General features: G+C 67.3%; 17 protein-coding genes. 10 read left to right on the top strand and 7 right to left on the bottom strand.

The window, feature by feature from the left end:
- Positions 1-20 precede the first annotated feature (20 nt).
- From ASE66_RS26345 to ASE66_RS26330, 4 genes are read left to right on the top strand one after another with little or no spacing between them, the layout of a single operon-like run.
- Positions 21-2,552: an LPS-assembly protein LptD gene (locus tag ASE66_RS26345; protein WP_082613741.1), complete on the top strand. Its 2,532-nt coding sequence runs from the start codon at positions 21-23 to the stop codon at positions 2,550-2,552.
- A 43-nt stretch (positions 2,553-2,595) separates the two neighbouring features.
- Complete coding sequence (gene pdxA / locus ASE66_RS26340) at positions 2,596-3,615, top strand: 4-hydroxythreonine-4-phosphate dehydrogenase PdxA (protein WP_057192679.1); 1,020 nt, start codon at positions 2,596-2,598, stop codon at positions 3,613-3,615.
- Entirely contained in the window at positions 3,597-4,469 is an 873-nt protein-coding gene (gene rsmA, locus ASE66_RS26335; protein ID WP_057192678.1) for a 16S rRNA (adenine(1518)-N(6)/adenine(1519)-N(6))-dimethyltransferase RsmA, read from the top strand. The genes pdxA and rsmA overlap by 19 nt, the downstream gene beginning before the upstream one ends.
- Before the next feature lie 49 nt (positions 4,470-4,518).
- Positions 4,519-5,499, top strand: coding sequence for a Bug family tripartite tricarboxylate transporter substrate binding protein (locus ASE66_RS26330; protein ID WP_057192677.1), 981 nt, complete (start codon positions 4,519-4,521; stop codon positions 5,497-5,499).
- 11 nt (positions 5,500-5,510) lie between these two features.
- Here the strand turns inward: ASE66_RS26330 and gmk are convergent, their stop codons facing one another.
- The 7 genes from gmk to fabD all read right to left on the bottom strand — a co-directional run bounded on the left by gmk (position 5,511) and on the right by fabD (position 12,422).
- Complete coding sequence (gmk, locus tag ASE66_RS26325; protein ID WP_057192676.1) at positions 5,511-6,164, bottom strand: guanylate kinase; 654 nt, start codon at positions 6,162-6,164, stop codon at positions 5,511-5,513.
- Positions 6,164-7,045, bottom strand: a complete 882-nt coding sequence (locus ASE66_RS26320) for a YicC/YloC family endoribonuclease (RefSeq protein WP_057192675.1) — start codon at positions 7,043-7,045, stop codon at positions 6,164-6,166. Before ASE66_RS26320 ends, gmk begins: the two co-directional genes overlap by 1 nt.
- Before the next feature lie 140 nt (positions 7,046-7,185).
- Positions 7,186-8,574 carry an endolytic transglycosylase MltG gene (mltG, locus tag ASE66_RS26315; protein WP_057192674.1) on the bottom strand — a complete coding sequence of 463 codons (1,389 nt, stop codon included), beginning with the start codon at positions 8,572-8,574 and terminating at the stop codon, positions 7,186-7,188.
- A gap of 199 nt (positions 8,575-8,773) precedes the next feature.
- Positions 8,774-10,039 carry a beta-ketoacyl-ACP synthase II gene (fabF, locus tag ASE66_RS26310; protein WP_057192673.1) on the bottom strand — a complete coding sequence of 422 codons (1,266 nt, stop codon included), beginning with the start codon at positions 10,037-10,039 and terminating at the stop codon, positions 8,774-8,776.
- Between the two features lie 177 nt (positions 10,040-10,216).
- Entirely contained in the window at positions 10,217-10,450 is a 234-nt protein-coding gene (locus tag ASE66_RS26305; protein WP_043236751.1) for an acyl carrier protein, read from the bottom strand.
- Positions 10,451-10,706: 256 nt separating this feature from the next.
- Positions 10,707-11,444: a 3-oxoacyl-[acyl-carrier-protein] reductase gene (gene fabG / locus ASE66_RS26300; protein WP_057192672.1), complete on the bottom strand. Its 738-nt coding sequence runs from the start codon at positions 11,442-11,444 to the stop codon at positions 10,707-10,709.
- Positions 11,445-11,477: 33 nt separating this feature from the next.
- Positions 11,478-12,422: an ACP S-malonyltransferase gene (gene fabD, locus ASE66_RS26295; RefSeq protein WP_057192671.1), complete on the bottom strand. Its 945-nt coding sequence runs from the start codon at positions 12,420-12,422 to the stop codon at positions 11,478-11,480.
- Between the two features lie 345 nt (positions 12,423-12,767).
- Between fabD and rpsF the strand changes: the two genes are divergently transcribed.
- From rpsF to alr, 6 genes are all read left to right on the top strand, one after another.
- The gene (gene rpsF / locus ASE66_RS26290) at positions 12,768-13,226 is read left to right on the top strand and encodes a 30S ribosomal protein S6 (RefSeq protein ID WP_057192670.1); all 459 of its coding nucleotides are present in this window, start codon (positions 12,768-12,770) and stop codon (positions 13,224-13,226) included.
- Positions 13,227-13,228: 2 nt separating this feature from the next.
- Positions 13,229-13,474 carry a 30S ribosomal protein S18 gene (rpsR, locus tag ASE66_RS26285; RefSeq protein ID WP_038367644.1) on the top strand — a complete coding sequence of 82 codons (246 nt, stop codon included), beginning with the start codon at positions 13,229-13,231 and terminating at the stop codon, positions 13,472-13,474.
- A gap of 202 nt (positions 13,475-13,676) precedes the next feature.
- The gene (locus ASE66_RS26280) at positions 13,677-14,621 is read left to right on the top strand and encodes a DUF2232 domain-containing protein (protein ID WP_057192669.1); all 945 of its coding nucleotides are present in this window, start codon (positions 13,677-13,679) and stop codon (positions 14,619-14,621) included.
- A gap of 49 nt (positions 14,622-14,670) precedes the next feature.
- Positions 14,671-15,237, top strand: coding sequence for a 50S ribosomal protein L9 (rplI, locus tag ASE66_RS26275; protein ID WP_057192668.1), 567 nt, complete (start codon positions 14,671-14,673; stop codon positions 15,235-15,237).
- A 151-nt stretch (positions 15,238-15,388) separates the two neighbouring features.
- On the top strand, positions 15,389-16,882 hold the full coding sequence (locus ASE66_RS26270) for a replicative DNA helicase (protein WP_057192667.1): 1,494 nt from the start codon (positions 15,389-15,391) through the stop codon (positions 16,880-16,882).
- The gene (gene alr, locus ASE66_RS26265; RefSeq protein ID WP_057192666.1) at positions 16,879-18,009 is read left to right on the top strand and encodes an alanine racemase; all 1,131 of its coding nucleotides are present in this window, start codon (positions 16,879-16,881) and stop codon (positions 18,007-18,009) included. Before ASE66_RS26270 ends, alr begins: the two co-directional genes overlap by 4 nt.
- Positions 18,010-18,013: the final 4 nt, after the last annotated feature.

Genomic DNA, 18,013 nt, shown 5'->3' with positions numbered 1-18,013 from the left:
GTTAATTTTGGATTGAGTTCATGGCTTCCGGCGTAAGACGCATCACGCGCCTTGCAGCTGCGACCGCGTTGGCGACCACGCTTGCCCCGGTCCTCGGCTGGACGAGTCTTGCCTATGCCCAAGCTCCGGCTGCCAAGCCGCAGGAGCGCATGGTCGTCGATGCGCGCGAGCTCGTCTACGACAAGGACAACAACACCGTCTCCGCGGTCGGCGATGTCCAGATTCTCTATCAAGGCCGCACGATCGAGGCCGACCGCGTCGTTTACAACCGCCAGAGCAAGCGCGTCGTCGCGACCGGCAACGCCCGCATCACCGAATCCAACGGCACGGTGATCACCGGCGACCGCTTCAACCTGACCGACGATTTCCGCGACGGCTTCATCGATTCGCTGCGCGTCGTGAATACCGACAAGACCCGATTCTCGGCACCGCGCGCCGAGCGTACCGACGGCGAGGTCTTCGTCTTCGACAAGGGCATCTATACCGCCTGCGAACCGTGCGTGGATCAACCCGAGCGCCCGCCTTTCTGGCAGGTGCGCGCTGCCCGGATCATCCACAAAAAAGCCGAGCAGATGATCTATTACGAGGATGCGCGGCTGGAATTCGCCGGCGTCCCGATCGCCTACATCCCGTTCATGTCGGGACCGGACGCGACCGTTAAGCGCAAGACCGGTTTCCTGGCGCCGCAGTTCATCAACACCTCGGCGCTCGGCTACGGCCTCGGCCTGCCCTATTTCATCAATCTCGCGCCGAACTACGATGTGACGGTGACGCCGACCTACCTCTCGCGCCAGGGCCTGCTCGGCCAGGCCGAGTGGCGGCACCGCTTCGTCAACGGCTCGTATAACATCCGCGCCGCCGGCATCTTCCAGCAGGACCAGAAGGCTTTTCTGGCGAGCCCATACGGCGCCGGCGATGATGAATTCCGCGGCTCGGTCGAGAGCTCCGGCAAGCTGTACATCAACCCACGCTGGAACTTCAGCTGGGACGTCGCCGCCGCGACCGATCGCTTCTTCTTCAAGAATTACCGGATCCGCAGCGAGAGTCTCACCGCTTCGACCTACCTGCAGGAATCGACGTCGACCGTCGCGCTCAACGGCCAGAGCGCGGACGCGTGGTTCGATATGCGCGCCTATTACTTCCAGCCCCTGACCTCTTCCGACTGGCAGAAGCAGCAGCCGATCGTCGGGCCGGTCGTCGACTACAACAAGCGCATCCACAAGCCGTCTATGATTGGCGGCGAGCTGTCGTTCAACGTCAACATCACCAATCTCACGCGCGAGGCTGCTTCCTTCAAGGAACTGCCGATCCAGAAGAGCTACCTGCTGACCACGCCCAACGCTCTGTACGACGGCTGCGCGGTCTATCAGAAAGGGCAGTGCCTTGTGACGGGCCTCGCCGGCTCGATCGCACGCGCCACCGCCCAGGTCGACTGGCGCCGCAATTTCGTCGATCCGATCGGCCAGGTCTGGACGCCCTACGCCTCGCTCAGGGCCGATGTGTTCTCGATCAACCCGAACACGACCAAATACGCCAACGCCAACGTCATCACGATCGCCGATGCCTCGGACGAGATGTTCGGCCGCGCGATGCCGGCGATCGGCCTCATGTACCGGTTCCCCTTCATCGCCTCGACATCCTGGGGCACGCATATCCTCGAGCCGGTCGCGCAGGTTGTTGCCCGCCCGAACGAGACAAGCAGCCTGCGCGTTGCCAACGAGGACGCGCAGAGCCTCGTCTTCGACGACACCAATCTGTTCGAATGGAACAAATTCTCCGGATACGACCGGGTCGAGGGCGGCAGCCGCGCCAATATCGGGCTGCGCTACAGCGGCACGTTCGGCACGGATTCCTATGCCAACCTGCTGGTCGGCCAGTCCTACCATCTGGGCGGCCGCAACTCCTTCGCCACTGGCGACCTCGTCAATGCCGGGCTCAATTCGGGCCTGGACACCCGCCGCTCCGACTATGTCGCCAAGGCGCAGCTCCAGCCGTTCAAGGGCCTGCTGCTCCAGGCCGGAGGGCGCTTCAACGAAACGACATTCGAGACGCAGCGCGTCGATGCCTCCGCTGCCTTCAATTACAAGTTCCTGTCGACCTCGGTCGCCTACAGCCGTTACGAACCGCAGCCGGATCTGGGCATTCCCCGGCGCCGGGAGGGCCTGAGCCTCACCCAGTCGGTCTCCTTCGCCCAGTACTGGAGCGTGCGGGGCAGCGTGCTGTTCGATCTCGACAAGTACAAATACGATCGTGAGCGCTACCGCGACGCGCTGGCGCTCTACACGGCCAATCCCGCCGGCGGCGCCGTCCCACTCTATCCGAACACCGGCCCGTTCCAGACCGCGGGGACATCGGTGGGCCTGCGCTATCAGGACGAGTGCACGATCTTCGACGTATCGTACTCGCAATCCTACGCCGACAGGCAGGCTGGTTCGACGAAGGACACCCGGACCGTGATGTTCCGCCTGGAACTGCGCACGCTCGGCGAGATCAGCTACTCGCAGAATCTCGGCTCGAGCAGCTCCGGCGACGGCGTCGCCTCCAGCAACTGACGACGTTGCCGGCTCTGGCAAAGGCGACTGAGAGGAGGCGGACTTGAAGCCGCGCCTCCTGGCTTTGACCCAAGGCGACCCGGCCGGGATCGGGCCCGAACTCGCGCTCGCCGCCTGGCGTCAACGCGAGAAGCGCGCCATCGCGCCCTTCGCCTATCTCGGCGATATCGGACACCTTTCCGGGCTGGCCGAACGTCTCGGGCTGCCTATTCCGCTGCGCAGCGTCGGTTGGGGTGAAGCCGAATCCTGCTTCGCCACCGCGCTGCCTGTGATCGAACTCGGCAACCGCTCATCGGCCCGAGCCGGTGTCCCCGATCCTGCCAACGCCGCCGGCGTGATCGAAGCCATCGAGCGGGGCGTCGAAGCCGTCCAGACAGGACGAGCCGCCGCGCTCGTCACCAACCCGATCGCCAAGGGCGTGCTCTACGCCGCCGGCTTCCAGCACCCGGGCCATACCGAGTTTCTGGCCGAGCTGGCGGGTCGCGGGCGTAAGGCCACGCCACGGCCGGTGATGATGATCTGGTCGGAAGAGCTCTCCGTCATTCCGGTGACCATCCATATCCCGCTGGAGGCGGTGCCCGGGCAGCTGACGACGGAGCTGATCGTCGAGACCGGCCGGATCGCGGCCGCGGACCTGCAGCGCCGCTTCGGTATCGCAAGCCCGCGGCTGGCGCTGTGCGGCCTCAATCCGCATGCCGGCGAAGGCGGGGCGCTCGGCAAGGAGGATGCGGCGGTCGTCGCACCCGCGATCGAGCGGTTGCGGGCGCTTGGCATCGAGGCGAGCGGCCCTTACCCGGCCGACACACTGTTCCATGCGCGGGCGCGCGCCGGCTACGACGTGGCGCTCGGCATGTATCACGACCAGGCGCTGATCCCGATCAAGACGATCGCCTTCGATGACGGCGTCAACGTCACGCTCGGCCTGCCCTTCATCCGGACCTCACCGGATCACGGCACCGCCTTCGACATCGCCGGCAAGGGCATCGCCCGGCCGGACAGCCTGTGCGCGGCATTGCGGCTCGCGGCCCGCATGGCGGCTGCCGAATGCGGAGAGCCGGCGTGAGCAATGCAACCGCCCAGGACGGATTGCCGCCCCTACGCGAGGTGGTGGAGCGGCATGGGCTGATGGCGCAGAAAGCGCTCGGCCAGAATTTCCTGTTCGATCTCAACCTGACGGGCCGGATCGCCCGCGCCGCAGGGCCGCTTGAAGGCCAGACCGTGGTCGAGATCGGCCCGGGGCCCGGCGGGCTCACCCGTGCCCTGCTGGCGAACGGCGCCGGCCGCGTCATCGCCATCGAGCGCGACCGGCGCTGCATGCCGGCGCTGGCCGAGATCGCCGCCCATTATCCGGGACGGCTCGAGATCGTGGATGGCGACGCACTCGCCGTCGACCTCTCCGGCCTGCTCGGCGGCAGCCCGGCCCGGATCGTCGCCAACCTGCCCTATAATATCGGAACCCCCCTCCTGGTCGGCTGGCTCAGCGCCGAGCCCTGGCCATCCTGGTGGGCTTCGCTGACGCTGATGTTCCAGCGCGAGGTCGCCGAGCGCATCGTCGCGACGCCCGAGCAGCGCGCCGCCTATGGCCGGCTGGCCGTGCTCGCCAACTGGCGCTGCGAGACCAAGATCCTGTTCGACGTGCCGAAGACCGCCTTCGTGCCGCAGCCCAAGATCACCTCCTCGATCGTCCAGCTCGTGCCGCGCCAGCAGCCGGAGCCATGCGATCGCCGGCTGCTCGAACGGGTCACGCTCGCCGCCTTCGGCCAGCGCCGCAAGATGCTGCGCCAGAGCCTCAAGGCCGTGCTCGCCGACCCGACAGCTATCATCGAAGCGGCCGGGCTTTCGCCAACGGCCCGGGCGGAAGAGATTCCCGTCACCGGCTTCGTACGGCTCGCCAACGCGCTGGCTGCACATCTGTAGCGGCATACGTCGTGCTACGCTGGCCGCCTGCAGTCTGGAAGGGTTCACCATGGGCCTCGATCGCCGGCAAATCATCGCAACACTGGTCATGTCCGGCGCAGGCGTTCGCGGAGCCCTCGCGCAGGCAGACTATCCAGCCAGGCCGATCCGGATCATCGTCGGCTTCGCGGCCGGCGGTGCGCCCGACGCGCTCGCGCGCATCTTCGCCGAGAAACTGCAGCAGCGCTGGGGGCAGCCGGTCACGGTCGAGAACCGCGTCGGCGCTCAGGGCAATACGGCGATGGCGGCCGTCGCCAAGGCCGAGGCCGATGGCTACACGCTGGCGCTGATGCCGATCGGCAATGCGGCGGTCAACCCGACCCTCTTCCCCAACCTGCCCTATGATCCGGTCAGGGATTTCGCCCCGATCAGCCAACTCGCCAGCGTCGAGAACGCGCTGGTGGTAGCGGCGAATTCGCCGATCCGGAGCATGGCCGAGCTCGTCGCGCTCGGCCGGGCGAAGACCACGCCGCTGACCTATGCCTCGCCCGGCGCGGGCAGTCTGGCCCATCTCGCCGCCGAACTGCTTGCGCGCTCGGCTGGATTCGAGATGACGCATGTCCCCTATCGCGGCGTCGCGCCGGCATTGACCGACGTGCTGCGCGGCGACGTCACGATGATCGTCGCCCAGCTCTCGACGGCCAAGCCGTTGATCGACGGCGGCCAGCTGCGGGCGCTGGCCGTCGCCAGCCCCGAGCGCAGCAAGGCGTTGCCGCAGGTGCCGACGCTGACCGAGGCGACCGGGATAGCCGGGCTGGAGGCGGTGTCGTGGTATGCGTTGATGGCGCCGGCAGGAACCCCGGACGCCATCGTCACGAAAACGCAGCAAGCCGTCGCCGAGGTCCTGAGGGCGCCCGACATGGTCGCGGCGCTGGAAGCGCAGGGTGCTCGCCCGATCGGCAGCACGCCCGCCGAACTCGCGGCGGTCATCGCTGCCGACATCGCACGTTGGGGCAAGGTGATCCGCGAGGCCGGCATCCAGCCGAATTGAGCCCCCCGGCTTCAGCCGACCTGCTCGCCCAGCAGGGTCTCGACGAAGGCCGGCATGCCGGTGGCGCGGCTGCGCTTCAGCCGCTCGGCCGCCAGGATCGAGCGGACCGACTCGTAGGCGGCGCCGAGATCGTCGTTGATGATCACGTAGTCGTAGACGTGCCAGCGCGCGATCTCGTCGCGGGCATTGGCGAGCCGGCGTGCGATCACCTCCGGCGCATCCTCGGCCCGCCGGACCAGGCGGGAGCGCAGCTCCGCCATCGAGGGCGGCAGGATGAAGATCGCGACGACATCCTCGCGCGCGTTCTCCAGAATCTGCTGCGTGCCCTGGTAGTCGATGTCGAACAGGACATCGCGCCCCGCCTTCAGCGCGTCCTCCACAGGCCTGCGCGGAGTGCCATAGCCATTGCCATGGACCTCGGCCGACTCAAGCAGATCGTCGCGCTCGCGCAGCAGGTCGAAGTCCTGGCGCTCGATGAAGCGGTAATGCACGCCATCGATCTCGGACGGGCGACGCTCGCGCGTTGTCACCGAGATCGAAAGGTCGAGATTGGTTTCCTTCTGAGACAGCGTCCGCGTCAGCGTCGACTTGCCGGCGCCCGATGGCGACGACAGGACCAGCATGAGGCCACGGCGGGCCGGGCGAATGAGATCGGCCATCGCCATCACTCCACGTTCTGAACCTGCTCGCGCAGTTGGTCGACGGTCGTGCGCAGATCCAGCCCGATGCGCGACAGGCCGGGATCGCCCGCCTTGGCGCACAGCGTCGAGGCCTCGCGGCCGAATTCCTGAGCCAGGAAGTCAAGCTTGCGGCCGATCGGGCCGCCCTGGGCGAGCAGTTCGCGCAGCGCCGCGACATGGGCCTGCAGCCGGTCGATCTCCTCGCGGATATCAGCCTTCACCGCCAGCAGCGCCGCCTCCTGATGCAGTCGCTGCGGCTCCAAAGCGTTGCTCGTATCCAGCAGCGCGGCGATCTGTCCCGCGAGGCGCGTCCGGATCGCCTCGACGCTGCGGCCCGGGTGGGCCTCCGCCTCGGCGGTCAGCCGGGCGATGGTGTCGAGATGGCCGGTGATGATCGCCTCCAACGCCCGCCCCTCGGCGAGCCGCGCGTGCTTCAGCGCCGCGATCGTATCGGCAAGCGCCGCGAGCACCGGCTTCTCGAGTTCGGACAAGGCATCACCGCTCTCCTCCGAGACCTCGACCACGCCGCGGATCGCCAGCAGGCCGTCGAGCGTCGCCGGCGCGATTCCGGCCGGCAGCTTCACCTGGCTCGCGGCCTCGATCAGGGCGGCGAGCGCCTCCTGATTGATGCGCGGGCGCGGAGCCGACGCTTCGCTGGTGATGGCGAGGCTGACATGGAGGGTGCCGCGGGTGAAGGCGGCCGAGAACTGCTTGCGCGCGGCCTCGGAGAAGCTGTCGAGCCCGGTCGGGACGCGGACGCGGACATCAAGGCCCCGGCCATTGACGCTGCGGACCTCCCAGGCAAAGGCGTGCGCCCCGGACGTGCCGGCCGCTCGCGCGAACCCCGTCATGCTCTCGATCGCCATCAGCCCCTGTCTTCCTTCTCGCAAGTCATATGCCGACGCGAATTCCGATCTCGACCAGAACGGCCGAGCGGAATGCGCGATGCGGGCGGACCCTATTCAGGCCCGGCAGCGACGACAAGCGCGAGATGTGGAAAGCTCGGTCAGGGCTTCAGCGGCGGCACTTGCTTGGGGCTGTTGAGATCGAAGGTCTTGTTCAGCAGCGGATCCCGCGTCGTGCCTTCCGAGGCGTCGAAGGCACGCGCCCGCGTGCCTGCCGGACCGCTCGCCGCTCCGGGCTGCCCAGCCGCCGCGCGGCGATTGCCGGGAACCGGGAAGGACTCCGGCTCGGCCTGGTCAGGCGCGGTCGCGGCCTGGTTGTCCGAGCGTGGAGCTTCGGTGCGCTGATCCGGCCCTGGCGGCGGTTCGGCCCGGTCGACGCCGCCATCGGCCGACGGACGGCCAGCCTCGCGGCGAGCCGATTCGACCTGGCGCCAGCGGACGACGTTGCGGTTGTGCTGCTCCAGGCTCTCGGCAAAGGCGTGACCACCGCTGCCATCCGCGACGAAGTAGAGATCCTTGGTCCGTGAATGGTTGACGACCGCCTCCAGCGCCGCGCGGCCCGGATTGGCGATCGGCCCCGGCGGCAGGCCCTCGATCACATAGGTGTTGTAGGGCGTCGCCTGGGTGATTTCGGGGCGGGTGATGCCGCGGCCGAGCGTGCCCTTGCCGCCGACGAGGCCGTAGACGATCGTCGGATCGGATTGCAGCTTCATCTTGCGGTTCAGCCGGTTGATGAAGACGCCGGCGACGCGCGGCCGCTCATCGGCCCGGCCCGTCTCCTTCTCGACGATCGAAGCGAGGATCACCAGCTCCGCCGGCGTCTTGATCGGCAGATCGGCCGGACGCTTGGCCCAGACCTCGTTGAGGATACGGCGCTGGTCGCGCGTCATCCGGTCGACGATGGCCTGGCGCGTCGAGCCGCGCTGGAACTTGTAGGTATCAGGCAGGATCGCGCCCTCGCGCGGCACCTGGATGACATCGCCGGCGAGCATATCGTTCTGCTGCAGGCGAGCCATGATCTGCTCGCTGGTCAGCCCCTCGGGGATGGTGATCGAATGCTCGACCGCCTTGCCCTCGGCGATGACGTCGAGGATGTCCTTCTGGCTGGCGCGCGCCTTGAACAGGTATTCGCCGGCCTTGAGGCTGGCCGCCTTGCCCGAGGTATAGGCGGCGACCTTGAATGCCCAGGGGTGCTCGATCAGTCCCTCGCGCTGCAGCAGGTCGGCGATCTCCGTCACCCCGTGCTCCTTCGGGATGATCAGGACGCGATCGGTGGCGAGCGGCCCCGGTGCCTTGCTGCGGCTGTCGAGATAGGCGATGCCGCCGCCCAGCGCGCCGGCCAGGACGAGAGCCGTCGTGAACAGTCCGCTGAGCAGGGCGATGAAAGGCGAGCGCCGGCGCTTGCGCGCCTTCGGCGGCGGGGCCGGCGGCGCGACTGGCTTCAGCGCTTCGTTGGGGCTCCTCGGCGCGACGCGAGGCGGCTGACTCATGATGTTTTCGCCCGATTCCCTGACATCGCGCCCGGCGATGCCGGCGTCGATCCGTCTCTCACTTTGAGTTTAGAGACCGTTTTACCGATCGGCTCGCAGTGCAAGCTGGTCGGAACGGGCTCTATTGGCTATGCCGGCCGCATACTGCCACGACGCCGGCGACAGGCTAGCGAAAATTGTGGCAAAAGCGCGCTTGTCCTCAGTCGGCGAAGCGGCGCATCACGAGCGAGGCGTTGGTGCCGCCAAAGCCGAACGAATTCGACAGAGCGATGTCGACCTTCCGCTTCTTGGCCTTGTGCGGCACGAGATCGAGCTCGGTCTCGACCGACGGATTGTCGAGATTGATCGTCGGCGGCACGATCTGGTCGCGGATCGCCAGGATCGAAAAGATCGCCTCGATCGCGCCGGCAGCACCGAGCAGATGCCCGGTCGCCGACTTGGTCGAGGACATGGCCGGCCGAGCCGGGGCGTTGGCGAGCAGGCGCTCGACGGCGCGCAGCTCGATCTCGTCGCCGACCTGCGTCGAGGTGCCATGCGCGTTGATGTAGTCGACGTCCGAGGCGCGCAGGCCGGCACGCTTCAGCGCAGCCTGCATGCAGCGATAGGCGCCGTCGCCATCCTCGGAAGGCGAGGTGATGTGGTAGGCGTCGCCCGACATGCCGTAGCCGACGATCTCGGCATAGATGCGTGCGCCGCGGGCCCTGGCGTGATCGAGCTCCTCGAGCACGACGACGCCGGCGCCCTCGCCCATGACGAAACCGTCACGATCCTTGTCATAGGGGCGCGAGGCCTTTTCGGGCGTCTCGTTGAACCCGGTCGAGAGCGCGCGGCAGGCGCAGAAGCCGGCGATGCCGATGCGGTTGATCGCCGATTCGGCGCCGCCCGCCAGCATGACCTCGGCATCGCCGAGCGCGACCATGCGGGCCGCGTCGCCGATGGCGTGGGCGCCGGTCGAGCAGGCGGTGACGACGGCGTGGTTCGGGCCCTTCAGCCCGTGCTCGATCGAGACATAGCCGGCGGCGAGATTGCTGAGGCGGCCGGGGATGAAGAACGGCGAGAGCCGGCGCGGACCGCGTTCCTTGAGGAGCAGCGAGGCCTCGTAGATGCCGCCGAGCCCGCCGATGCCGGAACCGATGGCGACACCGGTCGCGATCTGGTCCTCATAGCTCTCGGGCTTCCAGCCGGAATCGCGCAGCGCCTGCGTCGCCGCGGCCATGGCGAAGATGATGAAATCGTCGACCTTGCGCTGCTCCTTCGGCTCCATCCAATCATCGGGATTGAAGGTGCCGTTCGAGCCATCGCCGCGCGAGATGTTGCAGGCGATCTGGGCCGGCAGGTCGGAGACGTCGAAAGTAGTGATCGGGCCGGCGCCGCTTTCGCCAGCCAGAATGCGCGACCAGCTCGGCTCGACCCCGCAGCCGAGTGGGGTCACCATGCCCAGTCCGGTGACGACGACACGTCGCATCGGTCTTCCTTAATTCAGCTCCGGCGCGCTGGAGCAGGATGCGAAAAAGTGGAAACCAGTTTTTCGCATGAATCCTGCCCCAACTTTCGATGAAAGACGGATTCAGATTTCAGTTGGAATCGCCTTGCGTTTCCAACTGAAATCATCCGGCTCAAACTCGCCGGGGCCAAGGCCTCGTCAGGCCGACTTCGACAGGAACTTGACCGCGTCGCCGACGGTCACGATCGTCTCGGCCGCGTCGTCCGGGATCTCGACGCCGAACTCTTCCTCGAAAGCCATGACCAGCTCGACGGTGTCGAGGCTGTCGGCGCCGAGGTCCTCGATGAAATTGGCACCCTCGACAACCTTCTCCGGCTCAACGCCGAGGTGCTCGATCACGATCTTCTTCACGCGCTCGGCGACATCGCTCATGGGTCTTTCCCTCAAACCTCGAAAACACACCGCTGACAGCGACGCGTGGGTGAAACTGATTTCCCGGCCCGTATCCTTCGCCTGGCGGCGGACCATGCCGGGAGTTCATGGCTGCACAAACGCAACAACCGGGCCGGCGTCAAGTCCCCTGAACACCGATCGGCGCTTGGCCGGCAGGGTCATTAACACACTCGTAATGGGCTGGCGAGAGCGCCGCACAAACCTTTAGGTGTATCAAAAATCTGAACTAACCAGTTCAGATCATTGCCATTCCGCCGTTGACGTGCAGGGTCTGCCCGGTGACGTAACCGGCCTCCTCGCTGGCGAGATAAGCGACGGCAGCGGCGATGTCCGATCCCTGCCCGAGCCGGCCCATCGGCACGTCGGCGAGAATGCCTTCGCGCTGCTTCTCGTTCAGCACATCGGTCATCGGCGACTCGATGAAGCCGGGCGCGACGACGTTGACGGTGATGTTGCGGCTCGCGACCTCCGCGGCCAGCGACTTCGACATGCCGATCAGCCCGGCCTTGGACGCGGCATAGTTGCCCTGCCCCGGATTGCCGCTGGTGCCGACGACGGAGCCGATCGAGACGATACGGCCATAGCGACGGCGCATCATGCTCTTCACCGCCGCCCGCGAGAGCCGGAACGCCGCGGTGAGGTTGACGGCGAGAACGAGATCCCAGTCCTCGTCCTTGAGGCGCATGAAGAGGTTGTCGCGGGTCACGCCGGCATTGTTGACGAGGATGTCGAGGCCGCCGAGCTTGGCTTCGGCCGCCGGCACCAGCGCCTCGACCGAATCGCGGTTCGACAGGTCGCAGGGCGTGATCTCCACCCGCTCGCCCAACTCCCTCGCCAGCACCTCCAGGGCTTCGACACGGGTGCCGGACAGAGCAACGGTCGCGCCCTGGGCATGGAGCCGGCGCGCAATCGCGCCACCGAGGCCGCCCGTGGCGCCGGTGACCAGCGCCTTCTTTCCCGTCAGATCGAGCATACTGCCTCCCTTGATCGCCGGCTCTATTACCGGTCAGCCCTTCTGGGCCTTGTAAGCCGCGATATCGTCGGGCGAGCCGATCGACACTGCCGCCGTTCCCGCCGCGATGCGCTTGACCAGGCCGGCGAGCACCTTGCCCGAGCCGACCTCATAGAACCGGGTCACGCCGGCCGCCGCCATCGCCTCGACGCATTCGCGCCAGCGCACGGTGCCGGTGACCTGCGCCACCAGCGAGGCGCGGATCGCGGCGGGATCGCTGAGCGGAGCGGCGCCGACATTGGCCATCACGGGAACGATCGGCGCCTGCATCGAGACCTCGGCGAGCGCCGCCTGCATGGCTTCGGCCGCGGGCTGCATCATGGCGCAATGGAAGGGTGCGGAGACCGGCAGGAGCATGGCGCGGCGTACGCCGCGTTCACTGGAGAGAGCGATCGCCCGCTCGACCGCCGCCTTGGCGCCGGAGAGCACGACCTGGCCGCCGCCATTGTCGTTGGCCACCTGGCAGACCTGGCCCTGGGCGGCATCGGCTGCGATGGCGCGGGCCTGGTCGAGCTCGACGCCGAGCAGTGCGGCCATGGCGCCCTCGCCGGCCGGCACCGCCTTTTGCATCGCATCGCCACGGATGCGCAGCAGCCGGGCAGCATCGCCGATCGAGAAGGTGCCGGCCGCGGCCAGCGCCGAATATTCGCCGAGCGAATGGCCGGCGACGAAGGCGGCGTCACCCTTGAGCGAGACTCCGGCCTCGGCCTCGAGCACACGGATCGCAGCGAGGCTCGTCGCCATCAGCGCCGGCTGGGTATTGGCCGTCAGGGTCAGTTCCTCGCCCGGGCCTTCCCACATCAGGGTGGAGAGTTTCTGCGAAAGCGCGGCATCGACTTCGTCGAAGACGGCGCGCGCCACCGGAAAGGCTTCGGCGAGCGCCTTGCCCATGCCGACGGCCTGCGAACCCTGCCCTGGAAAGATGAAAGCCGTCGCCATACCGCAATGGTCCCAAAAAACGATGCTTGGTTAACAAGTTTGGCGCACTCGCACCGTGCAGCCGGCCAAGTCAAGGCGTTTACGCGACTAAAGTCGACTGGCGCCGGCGTTTTCCGACGATTTCGGCTTGCAAGGCGCATCATCCCGATGTAACGACCGCCTCGGTTTGTTCGGCCGGAGGCTGAACGGACGGCGAAGCGATTCCCACAAGGAAGCGTTTTGTAGGCCTCTCCCTGGAGAGCCGCCGTCCCGTGTCTCCGCCTTCGAAGAAATCCTGTCGGGCCTTTATCCAGGGCTCGGAGGGCTCCGCGTCGAACGAAACCGGTGAACGAAGAAAGGCCAATCATGGCATTGTACGAGCACGTTCTGCTCGCGCGGCAAGACGTCAGCGCGCAGCAGGTCGAGGCCCTTGTCGAGCAGTTCAAGGGCATCGTCGAGGCGAATGGCGGTTCCGTCCCCAAGGTCGAGTACTGGGGCGTGAAGTCGCTGGGCTATCGCATCAAGAAGAACCGCAAGGCGCACTACTCGCTGCTGAACATCAACGCTCCCGCGGCGGCCATCGCCGAGATGGAGCGCCAGATGCGCATCAACGAGGACGTGCTGCGCTTCATCACGATCCGCGTCGAGGCGCTCGAGGAAGGTCAGTCGGTCATGCTGCAGAAGCGCGACCGCGACGAGCGCGGTGACCGTTTCGACCGCGGCCCGGGTGGCGGCGACCGTTTCGACCGTGACCGCGGCCCGCGCCGCGAGCGCCCGCGTCGTGAAGACGAAGCGACCACCGAAACCCCCGCTGGGGAGGCCTGAGCATGTCGACTGCATCCGCCGGCGCCCGCCGCCCCTTCTTCCGCCGCCGCAAGTCCTGCCCGTTCTCGGGCGAGGGCGCGCCGAAGATCGACTACAAGGATGTGCGCCTGCTCTCGCGCTACATCTCCGAGCGCGGCAAGATCGTGCCGTCGCGCATCACGGCCGTCTCGGCCAAGAAGCAGCGTGAGCTCGCCCAGGCGATCAAGCGCGCCCGCTTCCTGGGCCTGCTGCCCTACGTCATCCGCTGAGCGGATGAGGATTTCTCCGGCGGCGCCCAGCGCCGCCGGGTCTTCTATCTGACATAAGCCTACTGCGTCGGCTTTCCCGAAAACGGGTTTCCACTTTTCGGGCCGATGCTTCTGAGTCGCCAGGCGGTGAAAACCCGTCTGGTATGTTGAGGCATCAGCCTCTCACCCTGCCCTTTTCGAGCAGCGGGACAGCAGGACGGATATGCTCCCCATCGTCGGCATCGGCGCCGGGCTGGTCTCAGCCCTTCTGTTCACAGTGGTGATCACCGGATCGCCGCTGGCGCTGCTGTTGTCCTATGTCGCGCCGCTCCCGGTCTTCATTGCCGCCCTCGGCTGGAACCACCGCGCCGGGCTGGTGGCGGTCGCCGCCGGCACGCTCGCCGTCACCGTCGTGCTCAAGCTCTCGCTCGGGCTCGCCTTCGCGATCGGCGCGGCCCTGCCGGCCTGGTGGATCGCCTACCTCGCCCTGCTGGCCCGCGGCGATGACCAGGGCAATAGCGAATGGTACCCGCTCGGGCGCCTGCTGGTCTGGATCGCCGCCGTCGCGACGCTGGTGACAGTCGGCGGCGCGCTCGCCATCTCGACCGATTTCGAGACCTACCACCGTGTCATGACGCACGGCCTGCGGCTCGTGCTCACTGGCGGCGAGGGCATCGGCCCGGTGGTGCGGCTGCCGTCCGGTGTCGACGCCGGGGAGCTCGCGGCGCGGCTCGCAGCGCTGGTCCCTGCCGCTGCCGGCGCCTCCTTCGTGCCGATGATCGTCGCCAATCTCTGGCTGGCGGCGAAGGCGGTCCAGCTTTCCGGCCGGCTGCCGCGGCCCTGGCCCTTCATTCCCTCGACGCGCCTGCCGGCGCAGGCGGTGGCCGGGCTCGTCGGCGGCATCCTGCTCAGCTTCGCCGGCGGCTTCGTCGGTCTTGCCGGCGCTGCCCTGGCCGGAGCGCTGATCGCTGCCTTCGGCCTTGCCGGTCTCGCCGCCGTTCACGAACTCAGCCGCGGGAAGGCCTGGCGGACGCCGACCCTGTTCGCGGTCTACCTCGCGCTGGTGATCATGCTGATCACCGTCTTCCCGTTTCTTGCGCTGCTCGGCATCGCCGACGCGCTGATCGACCTTCGCCGGCGCAAGCCGCCGGCGTCGCCTGCTGCCTGAACTCAACGCCTGCCAATACCTCGAACACGAACTCTGAAGGAGAAGACCCATGGAAGTGATCCTGCTCGAACGCGTCGCCAAGCTCGGCCAGATGGGCGAAACCGTCCGCGTCCGCGACGGCTATGCCCGCAATTTCCTGCTCGCCCGCGGCAAGGCCCTGCGCGCCACCGAAGACAACAAGAAGCGCTTCGAGACCCAGCGCGCCCAGCTTGAGACCCGCAACCTCGAGCTGAAGCGCGAGGCCGATTCGGTTGCCGAGAGCCTCAACGGGCAGTCGGTCGTGATCCTGCGCCAGTCGGGTGAGTCGGGCGTGCTCTACGGCTCGGTCTCGACCCGCGACATCGCCGAGGCGCTGAGCGCCGCCGGCTTCTCGGTCGACCGCAACCAGGTCACGCTCAACACCCCGATCAAGACGCTCGGCCTGCACACCCTCCCGGTCGTGCTGCACCCGGAAGTCTCGGTCACCGTGACCGTGAACATCGCCCGTTCGGCTCAGGAAGCCGAGCGGCAGGCTGCCGGCGAGAACGTCACGGCTCGCGAGGAGTTCGACCTCGACGATCTCGGCCTCGAGGTCGGCGCTGCGCTGGCCGAAGCCGGCGACGACGACGACCGCTGAGCCCTTCCAGCGGCTTACGAGAGTCAATGGGCGCCGTGGCAACACGGCGCCCTTTTTCATGTTCTGTGGACAGCGTGCAGAGTTAGCGGTATTCAGGGTGTTCTCAATTTGTTCCGGTTCATGACTCACCGGCATTGACCTATCCAAGGCTATGTCCAGCGCCACCGCCCTCGTCGCCCGTCTCGAAACCAGTCACGAGGCGAACTTCCGCGTCCAGCCTCACAACATCGAGGCGGAGCAGGCGCTGATGGGCGCCATCCTGGTCAACAATGACGCGTTCTACCGCGTCTCGGACTTCCTGCAGCCCGAGCACTTCTTCGAGGAGCTGCACCGGCGCATCTTCGAGATGATGGCCAGCATGATCCGGGCGGGCAAGATCGCGACGCCTATCACGCTCAAGACCTTCATCGGCGAGATCGATCTCGGCGGCATCACTGCGCCGCAATATCTCGCGCGGCTCGCGGCCGAGGCGACGACCGTGATCAACGCCGGCGACTATGGCCGGACCATCTACGACCTCGCCATCCGCCGCCAGCTGATCGGCGTCGGCGAGGAACTGGTCAACGTCGCCTATGACGCGCCGGTCGAGATGGCGCCGCGCGAGCAGATCGAGGATGCCGAACGCAAGCTCTACGCGCTCGCCGAGAAGGGCCGCTATGAGGGCGGCTTCCAGAAATTCGACGGGGCGCTTCGGCTCGCCATCGACATGGCGGCGAGCGCCTTCCAGCGCGCCGGCGGCCTCTCCGGCATCTCGTCCGGCCTGCGCGACCTCGACCAGCGCATGGGCGGCCTGCAGCGTTCCGACCTGATCGTGCTCGCCGGCCGCCCGGCCATGGGCAAGACCTCGCTCGCCACCAACATCGCCTTCAACATGGCCAAGGCCTGGCGCGCTGAACGCCAGGAGGACGGTACGCTAAAGTCGGTCGACGGCGCCATCGTCGGCTTCTTCTCGCTCGAAATGTCGGCCGACCAGCTCGCCACCCGTATCGTCGCCGAGCAGTCGGGCATCTCCTCCTACAAGATCAGGCAGGGTCGCATCACCGAGGGTGATTTCGCCCGGCTGACCGACGTCGCCGCTCAGATCGAGAAGCTGCCGCTCTATATCGACCAGACCGGCGGCATCTCGATCGCCCAGCTCGTCGCCCGCGCCCGCCGGCTGCAACGCCAGAAGGGCCTCGACATCCTGTTCATCGACTACCTCCAGCTGCTCTCCGGCTCCGCCAAGAACGGCCAGAACCGCGTTCAGGAACTGACCGAGATCACCACCAGCCTGAAGGCGCTGGCCAAGGAGCTCAACGTCCCGATCGTCGCGCTCTCCCAGCTTTCGCGTCAGGTCGAGAGCCGCGACGACAAGCGCCCGCAGCTCTCGGACCTGCGTGAATCCGGCTCGATCGAGCAGGACGCCGACGTCGTGATGTTCGTCTATCGCGAAGAGTATTATCTCAAGGGCAAGGAGCCCCGCCCGGGCACCGACGACCACAACAAGTGGGTGATGGAGATGGAGGCGGCCCACGGGCTCGCCGAGCTCATCATCGGCAAGCAGCGCCATGGCCCGACCGGAACCGTCGCCCTGCAGTTCGACGCCGACGTGACGCGATTCTCCGACAGGGCTGACCAGAGCCACCTACCGGAGCGCCTCGAATGAACGCCTTCGACACGCCCCAGAATGCCGGCCACGGCGCCATTCTGACGATCGACCTCGGCGCGCTCGTCGCCAATTGGCGCATGCTGAAGCAGCGCGCCGGCACGGAAGCCGCCGCCGTGGTCAAGGCCAATGCCTATGGCATCGGCATCGAGCCGGCGGTCACCGCGCTGGCCAAGGCCGGCTGCAAGACCTTCTTCGTCGCGCATCTCTCGGAAGCGGTGCGGGCCCGTGCGGTTGCCCCCGACGCGGCGGTCTATGTGCTCAACGGCCTCGCACCGGAGACGGGCGGAGCTTATGCCGAGCACGACCTTTCGCCGGTGCTGGGCTCGCATGAGGAGCTGCTCGAATGGGCCGGCTTCCGGCAGAGCGGTGCCAAGGTCCGGCCGGCGGCGCTGCATGTCGACACGGCCATGAACCGCCTCGGGCTCTGGCCGGGCGAAGGGCTCGACCTGGCGCGCGAGAAGAGCGGGGTGATCGCCGCTGCCGGCATCGGGCTGGTGATGAGCCATTTCGCCGCCTCGGAGGTGATCGATGATCCGGCCACTGCCCGGCAGATCGCCGCCTTCGCCGAGATCGCCGCCGCCTTCCCCGGCGTGCCGGCCTCCCTCCTGAATTCCTCGGGCCATTTCCTGCCGGGCTGCCCATCCTACCAGCTCACCCGACCGGGCTACGCGCTCTATGGCGGCAATCCGACACCCGGAAAGCCGAACCCGATGCGGCCGGTGGTCGGGCTCGAGGCGCAGATCATCCAGCTGCGCGAGGTCGAGGGCGGAACGCAGGTCGGCTATAACGGCACCTGGACGGCGAAGGGCCGGCGCAAGCTCGCAACCATCTGCCTGGGCTATGCCGACGGCTATCCGCGCAATGCGAGCTGGACCGATCGCTCGCAGGGCGGCTCGGCGCTGGTCGGCGGGATTCGCTGCCCCTTTGTCGGCACGGTTTCGATGGACCTGATCATCGTCGACGTTTCCGATGCACCGGCTGATGCCGCAGTACGCGGCGCCCTGGTGACGCTGATCGGCGGCGAACTAGACCTGGAAACTGTTGGCGCCGGCGCCAAGACGATCGGCTACGAGATCCTGACCAGCCTCGGCCGCCGCCATGCGCGGCGCTATGTCGGGCTCTAGGCTC

The organism is Allobosea sp. Root483D1 (genome assembly GCF_001429505.1).
Classification (GTDB): Bacteria; Pseudomonadota; Alphaproteobacteria; order Rhizobiales; family Beijerinckiaceae; genus Allobosea.
Note: the sequence above shows the minus strand (reverse complement) of the source record. Positions and strands in the feature narration are given on the sequence as shown.

Coding starts and splice junctions, on each gene's coding strand:
- ASE66_RS26345 (WP_082613741.1), top strand. CDS start 21: ATGGCTTCCGGCGTAAGACGCATCACGCGCCTTGCAGCTGCGACCGCG.
- rsmA (WP_057192678.1), top strand. CDS start 3,597: ATGCGGAGAGCCGGCGTGAGCAATGCAACCGCCCAGGACGGATTGCCG.
- ASE66_RS26330 (WP_057192677.1), top strand. CDS start 4,519: ATGGGCCTCGATCGCCGGCAAATCATCGCAACACTGGTCATGTCCGGC.
- gmk (WP_057192676.1), bottom strand. CDS start 6,164: ATGGCGATGGCCGATCTCATTCGCCCGGCCCGCCGTGGCCTCATGCTG.
- ASE66_RS26320 (WP_057192675.1), bottom strand. CDS start 7,045: ATGGCGATCGAGAGCATGACGGGGTTCGCGCGAGCGGCCGGCACGTCC.
- mltG (WP_057192674.1), bottom strand. CDS start 8,574: ATGAGTCAGCCGCCTCGCGTCGCGCCGAGGAGCCCCAACGAAGCGCTG.
- fabF (WP_057192673.1), bottom strand. CDS start 10,039: ATGCGACGTGTCGTCGTCACCGGACTGGGCATGGTGACCCCACTCGGC.
- ASE66_RS26305 (WP_043236751.1), bottom strand. CDS start 10,450: ATGAGCGATGTCGCCGAGCGCGTGAAGAAGATCGTGATCGAGCACCTC.
- fabG (WP_057192672.1), bottom strand. CDS start 11,444: ATGCTCGATCTGACGGGAAAGAAGGCGCTGGTCACCGGCGCCACGGGC.
- fabD (WP_057192671.1), bottom strand. CDS start 12,422: ATGGCGACGGCTTTCATCTTTCCAGGGCAGGGTTCGCAGGCCGTCGGC.
- rpsF (WP_057192670.1), top strand. CDS start 12,768: ATGGCATTGTACGAGCACGTTCTGCTCGCGCGGCAAGACGTCAGCGCG.
- rpsR (WP_038367644.1), top strand. CDS start 13,229: ATGTCGACTGCATCCGCCGGCGCCCGCCGCCCCTTCTTCCGCCGCCGC.
- ASE66_RS26280 (WP_057192669.1), top strand. CDS start 13,677: ATGCTCCCCATCGTCGGCATCGGCGCCGGGCTGGTCTCAGCCCTTCTG.
- rplI (WP_057192668.1), top strand. CDS start 14,671: ATGGAAGTGATCCTGCTCGAACGCGTCGCCAAGCTCGGCCAGATGGGC.
- ASE66_RS26270 (WP_057192667.1), top strand. CDS start 15,389: ATGTCCAGCGCCACCGCCCTCGTCGCCCGTCTCGAAACCAGTCACGAG.
- alr (WP_057192666.1), top strand. CDS start 16,879: ATGAACGCCTTCGACACGCCCCAGAATGCCGGCCACGGCGCCATTCTG.